Source organism: Cronobacter sp. 153480017-3, from assembly GCF_053627815.1.
In genome coordinates this window covers 1-10,466 of record NZ_JBSEYN010000017.1, presented here as the reverse complement: position 1 = coordinate 10,466, position 10,466 = coordinate 1, and the positions used below count along the sequence as shown (strand labels likewise).

General features: G+C 50.5%; 22 protein-coding genes. 18 read left to right on the top strand and 4 right to left on the bottom strand.

The genetic code is table 11. The annotated features are described in order from the left end of the window. Window positions 1-28 precede the first annotated feature (28 nt). A complete protein-coding gene (locus ACUW6V_RS20660) occupies window positions 29-361 on the bottom strand; it encodes a transcriptional antitermination N peptide (RefSeq protein WP_454038851.1) in 333 nt (110 codons plus the stop codon). Window positions 362-988: 627 nt separating this feature from the next. Between ACUW6V_RS20660 and ACUW6V_RS20655 the strand changes: the two genes are divergently transcribed. Next, window positions 989-1,333 carry a hypothetical protein gene (locus ACUW6V_RS20655; RefSeq protein ID WP_454038850.1) on the top strand — a complete coding sequence of 115 codons (345 nt, stop codon included), beginning with the start codon at window positions 989-991 and terminating at the stop codon, window positions 1,331-1,333. A 30-nt stretch (window positions 1,334-1,363) separates the two neighbouring features. Here the strand turns inward: ACUW6V_RS20655 and ACUW6V_RS20650 are convergent, their stop codons facing one another. Genes ACUW6V_RS20650 through ACUW6V_RS20640 form a run of 3 tightly spaced genes read right to left on the bottom strand, consistent with a single transcriptional unit; the run spans window position 1,364 to window position 2,878 of the window. Next, entirely contained in the window at window positions 1,364-1,732 is a 369-nt protein-coding gene (locus ACUW6V_RS20650; protein WP_454038849.1) for a hemolysin XhlA, read from the bottom strand. Next, on the bottom strand, window positions 1,719-2,159 hold the full coding sequence (locus tag ACUW6V_RS20645; RefSeq protein WP_454038848.1) for a hypothetical protein: 441 nt from the start codon (window positions 2,157-2,159) through the stop codon (window positions 1,719-1,721). The genes ACUW6V_RS20650 and ACUW6V_RS20645 overlap by 14 nt, the downstream gene beginning before the upstream one ends. Window positions 2,160-2,185: 26 nt before the next feature. Further along, on the bottom strand, window positions 2,186-2,878 hold the full coding sequence (locus ACUW6V_RS20640) for a S24 family peptidase (protein ID WP_454038847.1): 693 nt from the start codon (window positions 2,876-2,878) through the stop codon (window positions 2,186-2,188). 116 nt (window positions 2,879-2,994) lie between these two features. Between ACUW6V_RS20640 and ACUW6V_RS20635 the strand changes: the two genes are divergently transcribed. The 17 genes from ACUW6V_RS20635 to ACUW6V_RS20555 form a co-directional block, all read left to right on the top strand. Then, complete coding sequence (locus tag ACUW6V_RS20635; protein ID WP_080865560.1) at window positions 2,995-3,228, top strand: transcriptional regulator; 234 nt, start codon at window positions 2,995-2,997, stop codon at window positions 3,226-3,228. Between the two features lie 112 nt (window positions 3,229-3,340). After that, a complete protein-coding gene (locus ACUW6V_RS20630; protein WP_044599878.1) occupies window positions 3,341-3,619 on the top strand; it encodes a lambda phage CII family protein in 279 nt (92 codons plus the stop codon). Between the two features lie 187 nt (window positions 3,620-3,806). Continuing rightward, window positions 3,807-4,718 (top strand): DNA replication protein, encoded by a 912-nt coding sequence (locus ACUW6V_RS20625; protein ID WP_454038846.1) that lies wholly within the window; start codon window positions 3,807-3,809, stop codon window positions 4,716-4,718. Further along, window positions 4,708-6,108, top strand: a complete 1,401-nt coding sequence (locus ACUW6V_RS20620; RefSeq protein ID WP_084997602.1) for a DnaB-like helicase C-terminal domain-containing protein — start codon at window positions 4,708-4,710, stop codon at window positions 6,106-6,108. The genes ACUW6V_RS20625 and ACUW6V_RS20620 overlap by 11 nt, the downstream gene beginning before the upstream one ends. Then, window positions 6,108-6,830, top strand: a complete 723-nt coding sequence (locus tag ACUW6V_RS20615) for an ead/Ea22-like family protein (RefSeq protein WP_236906146.1) — start codon at window positions 6,108-6,110, stop codon at window positions 6,828-6,830. The genes ACUW6V_RS20620 and ACUW6V_RS20615 overlap by 1 nt, the downstream gene beginning before the upstream one ends. Window positions 6,831-6,990: 160 nt before the next feature. Continuing rightward, window positions 6,991-7,461, top strand: a complete 471-nt coding sequence (locus ACUW6V_RS20610) for a winged helix-turn-helix domain-containing protein (protein ID WP_234007789.1) — start codon at window positions 6,991-6,993, stop codon at window positions 7,459-7,461. A 1-nt stretch (window position 7,462) separates the two neighbouring features. After that, window positions 7,463-7,606, top strand: a complete 144-nt coding sequence (locus tag ACUW6V_RS20605; protein WP_165688931.1) for a hypothetical protein — start codon at window positions 7,463-7,465, stop codon at window positions 7,604-7,606. Further along, window positions 7,599-7,883: a hypothetical protein gene (locus ACUW6V_RS20600; protein ID WP_085017538.1), complete on the top strand. Its 285-nt coding sequence runs from the start codon at window positions 7,599-7,601 to the stop codon at window positions 7,881-7,883. Before ACUW6V_RS20605 ends, ACUW6V_RS20600 begins: the two co-directional genes overlap by 8 nt. A gap of 5 nt (window positions 7,884-7,888) precedes the next feature. Then, a complete protein-coding gene (locus ACUW6V_RS20595) occupies window positions 7,889-8,095 on the top strand; it encodes a hypothetical protein (protein WP_454038845.1) in 207 nt (68 codons plus the stop codon). Next, a complete protein-coding gene (locus tag ACUW6V_RS20590; protein ID WP_085017536.1) occupies window positions 8,076-8,516 on the top strand; it encodes a recombination protein NinB in 441 nt (146 codons plus the stop codon). The genes ACUW6V_RS20595 and ACUW6V_RS20590 overlap by 20 nt, the downstream gene beginning before the upstream one ends. Beyond that, window positions 8,513-9,088 (top strand): phage N-6-adenine-methyltransferase, encoded by a 576-nt coding sequence (locus ACUW6V_RS20585; RefSeq protein ID WP_454038844.1) that lies wholly within the window; start codon window positions 8,513-8,515, stop codon window positions 9,086-9,088. The genes ACUW6V_RS20590 and ACUW6V_RS20585 overlap by 4 nt, the downstream gene beginning before the upstream one ends. Continuing rightward, window positions 9,064-9,243: a NinE family protein gene (locus ACUW6V_RS20580; protein ID WP_454038843.1), complete on the top strand. Its 180-nt coding sequence runs from the start codon at window positions 9,064-9,066 to the stop codon at window positions 9,241-9,243. The genes ACUW6V_RS20585 and ACUW6V_RS20580 overlap by 25 nt, the downstream gene beginning before the upstream one ends. After that, a complete protein-coding gene (locus ACUW6V_RS20575) occupies window positions 9,233-9,457 on the top strand; it encodes a hypothetical protein (RefSeq protein ID WP_454038842.1) in 225 nt (74 codons plus the stop codon). Before ACUW6V_RS20580 ends, ACUW6V_RS20575 begins: the two co-directional genes overlap by 11 nt. Then, window positions 9,457-9,777, top strand: coding sequence for a phage protein NinX family protein (locus ACUW6V_RS20570; RefSeq protein ID WP_454038841.1), 321 nt, complete (start codon window positions 9,457-9,459; stop codon window positions 9,775-9,777). The genes ACUW6V_RS20575 and ACUW6V_RS20570 overlap by 1 nt, the downstream gene beginning before the upstream one ends. Next, window positions 9,770-9,946 carry a protein NinF gene (locus ACUW6V_RS20565; protein WP_454038840.1) on the top strand — a complete coding sequence of 59 codons (177 nt, stop codon included), beginning with the start codon at window positions 9,770-9,772 and terminating at the stop codon, window positions 9,944-9,946. The genes ACUW6V_RS20570 and ACUW6V_RS20565 overlap by 8 nt, the downstream gene beginning before the upstream one ends. Beyond that, entirely contained in the window at window positions 9,939-10,232 is a 294-nt protein-coding gene (locus ACUW6V_RS20560; protein ID WP_041460740.1) for a hypothetical protein, read from the top strand. Before ACUW6V_RS20565 ends, ACUW6V_RS20560 begins: the two co-directional genes overlap by 8 nt. Beyond that, a partial coding sequence (locus ACUW6V_RS20555) for a recombination protein NinG (protein WP_454038852.1) occupies window positions 10,229-10,466 on the top strand: 238 nt, incomplete at its 3' end. The genes ACUW6V_RS20560 and ACUW6V_RS20555, both read left to right, overlap by 4 nt.

Here is a 10,466-nt window from a genome sequence, read left to right as displayed (position 1 = left end):
TCTTCAAAATCTTCTTCCATATATCACCTCAAATTAACGGAATCGATTTGCCGCGCATTTTCTGGTGCGCGTTAATCAAGTGGGTAGGGTGGTTAACCGGCTTCTTGTATGCCGGGTTACGCTTGCGTTCGGTTACTTCAGGCTTCTTGTCGCGGATAGCTACGAGCGAAGTGGCTCGGTCAACGCGGCTTGCATGCTTGCTTGATTCTTCCTGAGAAGCGTCAGGAGCCTCGCAACCTAAAATGGAGTCGATGATATTGCCGATAGCGTCACGCTCGATAGCGAGCTTTCTGCGCCGCTCATGACGGCGAGTTTTAGCGTTACCAGATGATACTGAAGAACCGTATTGGATAACCGTCATGGCTTTGTCCTCATGTGAAATGGCTTTGAAATGCTTTCATTTCAGAGTCATCTCTAGCCCCTCATAAGAGGGGCAGAAAGAGCATCTATGCACCAAAAAGGACGATGCTCGCGCCGGATCGATAGATTTAATTAATCTGAGTTTTGAAGTTATGCATTCACATAAATCCTCCTGTTGCATGTGCAGCATTGGCTGTGTTTGGCGGCTGCATTTCGCCTGGTGAAATGGATTTGGTGATTGGATGGCCGGTGCTGATCTCCGGCATGCAGTGATGTGGCGGCAATTTCCACATCGTGCGGTAAGCGCTGCCTAGCACCTGCGCATCAGCCTGCGCATTCATCCAATCCCAAACCCATCTCGTTTGGTATCTGTTCGCGCTTTGTCAGCGCACCGTCGAAGTTAAAGAGCGATGCCAATCTGTTCCGTTTGGCTACCAGCGTCCTGCTGATGGACTTAATTTAGCGTTATGCTAAATAACATGCAATAGCAAAATGCTAAATATTCTTCCAGTTGAGTTTAGCGCTATGATTAAAAACAGAATTTTTTTATCGAAATCTGTAAGGCCAACGGTAAAGAGCGGGGATATAAGGTAAATTTTGTAGATGCGATTGAGGATTTGGAGGTGATGTGGATATTAACGAGTGGATAGAGCCGTTGCGCTGGCTGTCGACAGACCAGAAGGTGCAGGTGCACTTTGAATTGCAAGAGCAGATCAAGGCGCATTACAAGCTGAGGGCTGAGGGCGATCATCTTGAAAGAGCGATACAACTGTGCGAACAGTCAGTAACATTCGCGCCACTGGCCTTTGAAGCATTGAAAGAGAAGTGGGAAAGGGATTTTCCTGGGCAGGAGTTCTTTGTGCCAGCTCACCACGGATACCGGCAGCTAATAACGATTATGAAGAAGCGAAAGGATATGAGTAGGGTAAAAGAGCTTCAGGCTAAGCGAGATGCCGAGGGGTGGGCTGAATAGGCAATAAAAAACCCGGCGCGGTAGCCGGGTTTACTTGAGGACTAAGCCATTAAGAGCATCTAGTATCCTGGTAACGTAACTACCAAAAACATAGGCGCAAAAGCCAAATATGATGCTGACTATTGCAGCTGAAGCTTTGAGCGTAGTTTTAAGAGACTGGATACCCGTCTCAATACCAGACAATCTAGAATCTATTGATTTTACTTCGCTTTTTATTTCAGAGATGTCTCTTTTTATATATTCAACATCAGATTCAAGCCGAGCGACTCTAGCTTGCATGTCATCGCCTCCTCCATTACCGCCACCAGGATAGTATGCGTTTTGAACATTTTCCTGTCCAGCGCTGTGTCTATCGACATCCTCATTAGCTCTCAGTCTTACAACGTTATCGGAAGTCATCCCTGATTACCCCTGGCGTTTGAACGTCAAAATAAGCATGTTTTCTATCTAATGGGAGTGATGTTTCGCCGTCAAACAAGACAGCTTCGACTTGATATATGCCAAGCGTTTTAATATCAATTTCAGTAAAATTTACCTTAAGCGAGGCTGATACAATTCTCTCTCCATCGTGAGACTCGCTAACTGTAAACTTTTTGACTGTCGCTAATGACTCAGGTTTATTTGTAACGACATCATCATCATGGTCGGTTACTTCAACAGCAACGTAGTATGGGTGGTTTGCCTTGAGGCCTATGAAATAAATACCAAAAGCCATATCTAATTTAGACACTGACTCCGTCTCATAGACTAAAACAGGACTAGCCTTCATGTCGTTAGTGACAGCTATCGGGATAACAAACGAAATCTTTTCTTCAACTCTGTCCACGATGGGTTCCCGCCTTTAGTGAGTTCTCAAATTCCAGCCCCATCCACCCTCGGAACGTCGTCCTGATCCACATACCTGGTATGCTTCACTATGGCTGAAACGTAGTGCATCTTCTCGACCAGCTCTGGGCTAAGAGTTATTGGACGATGGTCACTGTTAACGCTTGTAAATTGGAAATCACCGTCACGGGTTTTGTTCATTATCTTAATCATGTTGTGGCCGTCTTTTGTCCTTACGAAAACTTCGTCACCAATGTGAACGCAGGTGTTAGGCTCGATCACAACATACTCGCCGGACTGGATGCGGGGCCACATGCTATCCCCTTTAACCTTGAGTCCGTATGCATCCTTGTCTCCACTGTAAATGCGCAACCATCCTGCGCGAAACTCAATCATATCCACTGATCCATCAACCCCTAAGATGGCTTCGCCTACCACCGGAACATAACCGCTTCGGATAGAACCAGCAAATTCAATCTCATCGCTATGGGTTGTATGGCCCTGAACGGCATCCATCCAGCCATTCGGCAGATTCATCGCGCTCTCAATTTTACGAGCCATTCTATCGCCAACGTTGCGAACGCCTTTGAGCATTTGGCTTAGCTGGGCCGGACTGATGCCACACAACTCCGCGAAACTCGCCTTTGTGGAACCGGCGTTTTTCAGATGCTCATCGATAAGGTTTTCAAGGTTGGACTTGCGGATTTCTTTATTTTCCATCTCCAGATTTTCACACCGTTTAGCAATGCGATAAATATGCAAATTGCTAAATATGCATTGCGTAATATTTAGCATAACGCTAAACTAGCTTTAGCAGTAACCAACAGGAGAAGCATATGAGTAATGAACTGCTCCGCTGGCGGAAAGAGGCAACAACCGACGAATGGTGTCGCCTTGCTTCGTTGGCAAAGACTTCCGTTGGCTACCTCGATCAAATCGCTTATGGATTTCGCCGAGCCTCGTCAGAAAAGGCCTATGCAATCGAGGAAGCTACTAAGAAGTTTTCCCAGCACGCACCAGTAACAAAAGAAAACCTAGTTTTTGCTCCTAAGAGGGCAACAGCCGCCTAAGCAGTACCAGCTCTTTACCAATCTGAACCGCCGACAACGCGGTAACTCATTTAAGTGGCAGACCCCACGGTCTGCGCACGTATCTATCTAAACCACAAAGGAAGATTAATTGATGGAACACGCAAATAAACGCAACGAGGCGTTACGCATTGAGAGCGCCTTACTCAACAAGATCGCAATGATTGGCACAGAGAAAACAGCCGCAGCTGTAGGTGTCGATAAAGCGCAAATCAGCCGCTGGAAACGCGACTGGATACCTAAGTTTTCGATGTTACTTGCAGTGCTGGAATGGGGTGTCGTGGATGACGAGATGGCCCGCCTTGCTGAGCAGGTAGCGAAGATACTGACAAATGAAAAGCCCCAAACGAGCGGCAACTCGTTCAGGGCCTAAGCAAACTGTGTTACGCCAACACAATCAACAGGAGACATTTTAATGCGAAAACGCAGGAAGTACCAGGAAAAAGAAGAGATTCGGCACCCTGAATCACCTGACGGGTTGGTTGTAGCGGCAGCCAATAACAGATCGTTCGCTGAACGGTTCATTGGTGTTTATCGACTGGCTAAGGCAGGAGTGAAGAATGGGCGTCGTTAAGTTAGCAGACTACCGGCAGCAAGAACGCCGCGTAAACCAGCAGGAGGCAGCCGGTATGGGGTTTGTCTCTATACACCGCCAGTTTATGGATAGCCGACTCTACAAGGACTCTCAGGCCGTGCATCTTTGGGTGCATCTCATCCTCAAGGCAAACCATGAGGATGCCGTCGTAAACACCGATGCTGGACCGGTCACTGTTGAGCGCGGGCAGATGATTACAGGCCGCCCGACACTGGTCAGCGAAACGTTCATTCCCGACAACAAAGTAAAAAGCCTCCTGCGCAGTTTTGAGGCTAAAGGGATGATTACCGTCACGTCGATGCAGAAGAAATTCAGCCTCATTACCATCATTAAATACGACGATTTTCAGGCTCAAAATTGTCCAACGAATGTCCAAGACTTGTCCAACGCAAACACCAGTAAAAATACGGCTCTCAGAGCTGTTTGTCCAAGCGATGTCCAACGTTTGTCCATAAACAATAATATAAATAATAACTCATTACCTAAAGGTAATGAGTATGTCGCAAACGAGCCTGAAGAACAGAATCAAAAGCCCGTCGTGCAGAAGCCAAAAATTTCCTGCGAAGAAGTCTGGCAATGCCTGAAAGATGAATTGCCAGAAGCCAGGGGGTGGAGATGCCTCACTGATGAGCGTCGTAACCTCATCCGCACCTTCTGGGGCAAGGCGAACAAGATCGCCCGCAATCTGGATGGCAAGCCTCTCGACATGGAAGGCTTCAGGGGATACCTGAAATACATCAGCGAAAACTGCCGCTGGATGCTGGAAGACCGGCCTGACCAGAAGACCGGCAGGACGTGGCGCCGCATGAAGTTTGACAGCTTCCTGAACTCTAAGCTCTACATCGAAGTGCGTGAGGGTGATCGCGATGACCGATGACATCAAAACCCCGCCATGTAACTACGAAGCTGAACAGGCCGTTCTCGGCTCAGTGATGGTCGCCCCGGACAGCGACAACGTCCAGAAGGTGCTCGGCTTCCTGAATGCGGACATGTTCTACAGCAGGCAGCACGGCAGAATCTTCGCAGCGTTGCAGGGGCTGAACGCCAAAGGCAAAGCGCTGGATATGCTGACGCTTTCAGACGCTCTGGAAATGCAGGGAGAGCTTGAACAGGTAGGCGGCTTTGCTTATCTGGCAGACATTTCCCGCAACACGCCAAGCGCTGCAAACGTCATGCACTACGCCAATGTCGTGAAGGACAAATCGACAGAGCGCATGGCAATCGAGCAGGCTACGCAGATGCTTGAGGTGCTCTACTCGCGCTCAGGGATGACGACAGCTCAGAAACTGGAAGCCGTTCAGGCGCTGGCGATGAAGGTCGATGACAAAGCCAAAACCGGCAATCATCGCGGCCTGATGACGTTCAGGGATGCATTCAACAAATGGACTTATCAGGTCGGTGAGCGACTGGAAGGCAACCCGTCATCGGTAGGCCTGACATCGGGGATTGAAGCGCTGGACGAAATGCTGGAGCCCAAGCGAATCGTGCGCGGATCTCTTTTCGTTGTCGGCGCGCGGCCAAAGATGGGCAAAACCACGGTATACCAGAAAATGGCCATCCACTGCGCACTGGTAGAAAACCTGCCAACCCTCGCATTCAGCCTCGAAATGCCGACCGAGCAGCTGGTAGAGCGAATCATCTCGCAGCACTCCCGCGTAAAGTCGGATGTGTTTTACCAGAACGGATACAACGAAAACCAGTTCGCCCAGGCGCTCGCCATGGGTACGCAGATTGCCGACAGCAACAACCTCTACATCGACGATACACCGGGCCTTTCTCTGGCGCACATCGTATCCGAGTCGCGCCGCATCAAGCGCGAGCGCGGCGAGGTGGGGATGGTTCTTGTCGACTACCTGACGCTCATGGCTGCCGAGAAGGCTGATACCGAGGCGCAGGCCTACGGCATCATCACCAAAGGTCTCAAGGTACTGGCTAAAGAGCTTAACTGCGTTGTCGTGCTTCTGGCGCAGCTTAACCGTGGTTCCGAGGCTCGCGCCAATAAACGCCCGCTGCCGAGCGACTCACGCTCTACCGGACAGATTGAGCAGGACTGTGATTACTGGCTCGGTATCTATCGCGAATCGGAGGATGACGACACGGTTAACCCGGCAGAAACAGAGCTGCTTTTGCGCCTCAACCGCCACGGCAACACAGGCACCGTTTACGTTGAGCAGCGCAACGGAATTCTTTACGACATCGACCAACAAGAGGCGCGTTTCCGCAGGGAAGAGCGCGAACGCAAACCGAATAAGAAAGGGGGATTTTGATGAACACTATTAGCAATGAGCGTTTAGAAGCGATAGCTAAAAATGCGTTATCGGAAGAACGCCGGATGATGGCAGCCGAACTTCTGGTGCTGCGCAAAGAGCGGGAGAAAGCGGAGCCTGTGGCGTACATATTCAAACATCCAGTAGGGAAGTTATTCTGGGCTCTCACAGACGAAAGCAACAAGGATCATGCCGATGTTATGCCTGTTGATGCAGCACCGCCCGCGCCGTCGCATGAGAACGTTCATTACGCAGATGCGGCTGAAGCAGAAATCGCTGCGCTACGTAAGCGCATCGCTGAGCTGGAAGCGTCGCCGCCAGCGCCGGTTGTGGCTGACGCGGCTACAGCAATCCGCGCATGTCTGGATGAGTTTCCTGAATCGGTGCATGACATTGTTGAAGAATGCGCCGTCATTGCAGAAAACGCCTGTCGTGCTGCGATGATTCAGTCTGCTATGCAGCCGTGCGACAAATGTGGGCTGACTGGTATTCATGCTTGTATGGGAAGTACAGAAACCGACACCACGTCGAAGCAGTTCGAATCGCTGGCAGGTAAGGCGGTTGGTGAAGACGCCAGCAGCATGGCCGATGCCCACATGGCATGGCTTAATACAAACTTTCCACGCAATGCATATTCAGATGAAGAGTGGGAAGAAGTAAGTCTGTATACGTGGCTTGCATGGCGGGACAGCCAAAGAAACGCGTGTTTTCCTGGCACCTGAGCCATGCAAATAACCCGCGACGACATAGACACCATCGCCAGATACATCGGCACTCCTCTCTTCATCGACATCGAAACACTCACCAAACGATATCTCTTTACCAGCCAGCTGATCGCCATGGCGGCAATCAGTCGCGCGAGGTATTGAGCGGAGCAATCCCATGAAAACGATACGAGCCAAAATCCTCGCCATCATGAATGTCGGGATGGTTTTATCCACGAACGAAATATCCCGCCGGACAGGAAACACACTTGAAGCAGTGCGCGTCGTGCTCAACCGCATGCAGAAAGACGGCGAGCTAATCGGAACAAGCCAGAAACCCAAACGCTGGCGTCTGGTCGATTCCGTTAATCACAGAGCCGAGCTTATCCGCTGCGTGAAAACATTCGGCGCGCTCACTGCAATTCAGGCCAGCGAAATTACCGGCCTTTCTCCGGTGTACTGCATCAACACCATGCGGGTGCTTGAGATGAACGGCGAGCTGACGCGTAAGTACATCCACACCGAGCTATCAGATGGCCGCAAGACACGCTGCTACGAGTATTACCCGGCACCTGAGCGCAAGCCAATTAACCAAGCTGCGGCGATAAGCCCGTTTGCAAAACTCATCACCTCACGAATCGGAGCCTGATATGAGCGTTCTGATGACTGGATTTACCGGCGTCATGTTTCTGATTGGCGCTATCGCTATGCGGGATGGTCTGATGTTCACCAACGCCTGTGTATTCATTTGCTGTTCGTTATTGCTGGCTAAAGAGGAGAAGCGCCGTGGATAAGAGCAGAGAGCAGTTTGAGGCCTATTTCATTCAATACCATCTCAATGACAATCCGGAAATGGTTGAGATTTTCCTTAAGCGTGATGGGGAAGGCTATAAGCTTCCGTGTCCTAATGATGAATGGCGAATGTGGCAGGCATCCCGCGCAGCGATGGAAGTAGAAATCCCGGAAGTGGAAAAGTGGCGCTCACCAGAAGCGGTAAGGGCGCAAAGGGCAATGTTGGTGCTTGTTAAGCAAGCTATCAGTGACGCCGGTCTCAAGGTTAAGGGGGAGTGATGAGGATGTGGATTCCCGTCAATGGCGCACAAAATATGCCCGTAGGAAAGTGGCTGGTTCAACTTTCCGATGGGGATTTTGCAGTGGCAAAAATTCACGAAGAAGTCCAAGTAGTGGGAGGGCATTTCCATTTTGATGCGCCGCCTGTAGTGGCTTACATGCCGCTTCCAGTACCGTATGCAGGAGTGAAAAATGAGGAAACAAACGTTTGAAATCCGCACCCCGATAGTACAGCAAAACGCCATCCGCACCATCCAGCAGATTTACCCCGACCCCGAAAGACCTCTCATCGTGACCATTCAGGAAAAGACGCGCTCAGTAGAGCAGAACAAACGTCTTTGGGCCACGCTGCGCGATGTTTCGGAGCAGGTCGTATGGCATGGCATGAAGCTGGATAGCGAAGACTGGAAACACATCTTCACGGCGGCGCTTAAAGGCGAACGCTCGGCACCTGGCATCAACGGCGGCTTTGTCGTTCTTGGACAGTCGACCAGTAAGATGAAAGTCAGCGAGTTTAGTGAGCTTCTGGAGTTGATTTACGCATTCGGCGCAGAGAGAGACGTCCAATGGAGTGAAGACGCTCAAGAAGCTATTGAGTGGGCCAAACGAACTGGAAGGAAGGTGGCAGTATGACAGACAAATCAAACACGCCAGTTGAGATAAAAGACCTCTGGCAAACCCCGCCTGAAATATACCGGGCGTTACGGAGCGAGTTCCCGTTTTTCCTTGATGCGGCTGCAAGCCAAAGTAATGCGCTTTGCACCAGGTTCATTGATGAAAAGGAAAACACTCTCGAAGCGAATTGGCTATCGAAAATGCCGATCGGAGTAGGCCGTGCTTACGCATGGCTGAACCCGCCATACAGTGCGCCAATGCCTTTCGTTAAGAAGGCCGCACAGGAGAATGCAGATCACAGTGTTGGCTGCGTGATGCTTCTGCCTGCTGATACCTCTGTCCAGTGGTTCAAAGAGGCTATCAAGACAGCGCATGAGGTCAGGTTCATTACTGGCGGGCGGCTCTCATTTCTGAACGCAAGCACGGGCAAGCCGGCAGAAGGAAACCCCAAAGGCTCGATGCTCATCATCTGGCACCCGTGGCCGCGAGCTGGCGAATGCCGGATGACGACCGTTGATCGTGATGAGCTTATGGCGTATGGCAGAAAACGCCTGGAGGCGCTGAAATGCGAAAACGAAAAAGCAGCCTAGTCGCTGTAATGGAAAACTGCATATTCATCGTTCGACCCCGCCGCAAGAAGAAACCTGAATTACCTCCCTCTCAAATCCCAACATACGCGTATACGGCCCACCTTGCTGATGTCCGGTGGCTGCGCCAACGCGCCAGGAGGAAGAATGACCAATGAATACGAGTACGCAGAGCGTTTCGCCGACCTCATGGAAGACATGCAGGGCGACGGCGTGGACGCGATGAACATTCTGATGAATTACCTGATGGGCTTCGTCGAGCAGGCGACAGAAGGCGAAGAAGACAAGGGGCTCATCTGGCAACTGGAAGACAAAGAGCTGGTTATCACAATTGAGCCAGTCTACGGCACAAACACAGCGAGGCTGCACTGATGGACTATTCACAACTAGAAGATACAGAAATCACAATAAGAGTCGGCGAAACGTTCGGGTGGAACCCCTACTTCATCAATGAGGATGGCAGCGTAACCTTTCGCGATGACAGAGGGAGACTGAAAGGCCGCAAGGACTACTGCAACAACCCCGCCGACGCATGGCCGATTATTGTCGAAAATAAGATATCAATCTCAAATGGCGGAGCAGAGCGATGGACTGCCAATGATGTTGGTATAGACAACCTCTATAAAGACAAAAATCCTCTGCGCGCCGCAATGATTGTCTTCCTCATGACGCAGGAAAGCCAAGATGCTTAACCACATCCAAACCCAAGCATACGAGCAGCAGAGCATAGCCAGAGCTCTCTGCGCAGGATGCAGCAAGCAACTGGAGCCGGATGAGACGCACTGCTGCGAAGAGTGCGTAGCGCAGGCTATCTACTATCGTGATCCGAATCATTTTATGGCGGAGGATGAAGATGAGTGACTTTTCTGAATTGGTCTCATTCACAAAAGACCGTGATGCACAGACAACAGAGACTCGATATTTCACGCAGCATTACTCAAAAAGCACAAGGTTCAATGGCCGGCGAGGTTCAATTCTCAACCAAGAATTGGTCATTAAAGGAGACCTTCGCTACCCGTACTTTGAAGCGTCAATGGAAATGAAGGACTTCCCTCGCTGTAGTTCTGAGCGAGAAGCGGCTCTTAAGCTTGCTGAGTGGATGCAAAGAATGGGTGCTGCAATCGAGAATTACTGGAGCGAACCATAATGGCTAAATCACCTCGCAGGCGCTGTAAAAACGAAGAGTGCAGAGAGTGGTTCCACCCGGCATTCGCTAACCAGTGGTGGTGTGGGACCGAGTGTGGCGCAAAGATAGCGCTTGAGCGACGAAACAGGGAGCGAGACAAAGCACTCAAAGCAGCAGAGAAGAAACGACGAAGAGAAGAACAGCAGCAGAAAGACAGACTCAAGATTCGAAAGCTCGCCTTAAAGCCCCGCAGTT

Bases quoted from the DNA above. Each gene is read 5' to 3' on its own strand.
- ACUW6V_RS20625 (WP_454038846.1), top strand. From the start codon at position 3,807: ATGGGCGTCGTTAAGTTAGCAGACTACCGGCAGCAAGAACGCCGCGTA.
- ACUW6V_RS20570 (WP_454038841.1), top strand. From the start codon at position 9,457: ATGGACTATTCACAACTAGAAGATACAGAAATCACAATAAGAGTCGGC.
- ACUW6V_RS20560 (WP_041460740.1), top strand. From the start codon at position 9,939: ATGAGTGACTTTTCTGAATTGGTCTCATTCACAAAAGACCGTGATGCA.
- ACUW6V_RS20630 (WP_044599878.1), top strand. From the start codon at position 3,341: ATGGAACACGCAAATAAACGCAACGAGGCGTTACGCATTGAGAGCGCC.
- ACUW6V_RS20640 (WP_454038847.1), bottom strand. From the start codon at position 2,878: ATGGAAAATAAAGAAATCCGCAAGTCCAACCTTGAAAACCTTATCGAT.
- ACUW6V_RS20585 (WP_454038844.1), top strand. From the start codon at position 8,513: ATGACAGACAAATCAAACACGCCAGTTGAGATAAAAGACCTCTGGCAA.
- ACUW6V_RS20610 (WP_234007789.1), top strand. From the start codon at position 6,991: ATGAAAACGATACGAGCCAAAATCCTCGCCATCATGAATGTCGGGATG.
- ACUW6V_RS20580 (WP_454038843.1), top strand. From the start codon at position 9,064: ATGCGAAAACGAAAAAGCAGCCTAGTCGCTGTAATGGAAAACTGCATA.
- ACUW6V_RS20565 (WP_454038840.1), top strand. From the start codon at position 9,770: ATGCTTAACCACATCCAAACCCAAGCATACGAGCAGCAGAGCATAGCC.
- ACUW6V_RS20615 (WP_236906146.1), top strand. From the start codon at position 6,108: ATGAACACTATTAGCAATGAGCGTTTAGAAGCGATAGCTAAAAATGCG.
- ACUW6V_RS20595 (WP_454038845.1), top strand. From the start codon at position 7,889: ATGTGGATTCCCGTCAATGGCGCACAAAATATGCCCGTAGGAAAGTGG.
- ACUW6V_RS20620 (WP_084997602.1), top strand. From the start codon at position 4,708: ATGACCGATGACATCAAAACCCCGCCATGTAACTACGAAGCTGAACAG.
- ACUW6V_RS20650 (WP_454038849.1), bottom strand. From the start codon at position 1,732: ATGACTTCCGATAACGTTGTAAGACTGAGAGCTAATGAGGATGTCGAT.
- ACUW6V_RS20590 (WP_085017536.1), top strand. From the start codon at position 8,076: ATGAGGAAACAAACGTTTGAAATCCGCACCCCGATAGTACAGCAAAAC.
- ACUW6V_RS20660 (WP_454038851.1), bottom strand. From the start codon at position 361: ATGACGGTTATCCAATACGGTTCTTCAGTATCATCTGGTAACGCTAAA.
- ACUW6V_RS20635 (WP_080865560.1), top strand. From the start codon at position 2,995: ATGAGTAATGAACTGCTCCGCTGGCGGAAAGAGGCAACAACCGACGAA.
- ACUW6V_RS20605 (WP_165688931.1), top strand. From the start codon at position 7,463: ATGAGCGTTCTGATGACTGGATTTACCGGCGTCATGTTTCTGATTGGC.
- ACUW6V_RS20575 (WP_454038842.1), top strand. From the start codon at position 9,233: ATGACCAATGAATACGAGTACGCAGAGCGTTTCGCCGACCTCATGGAA.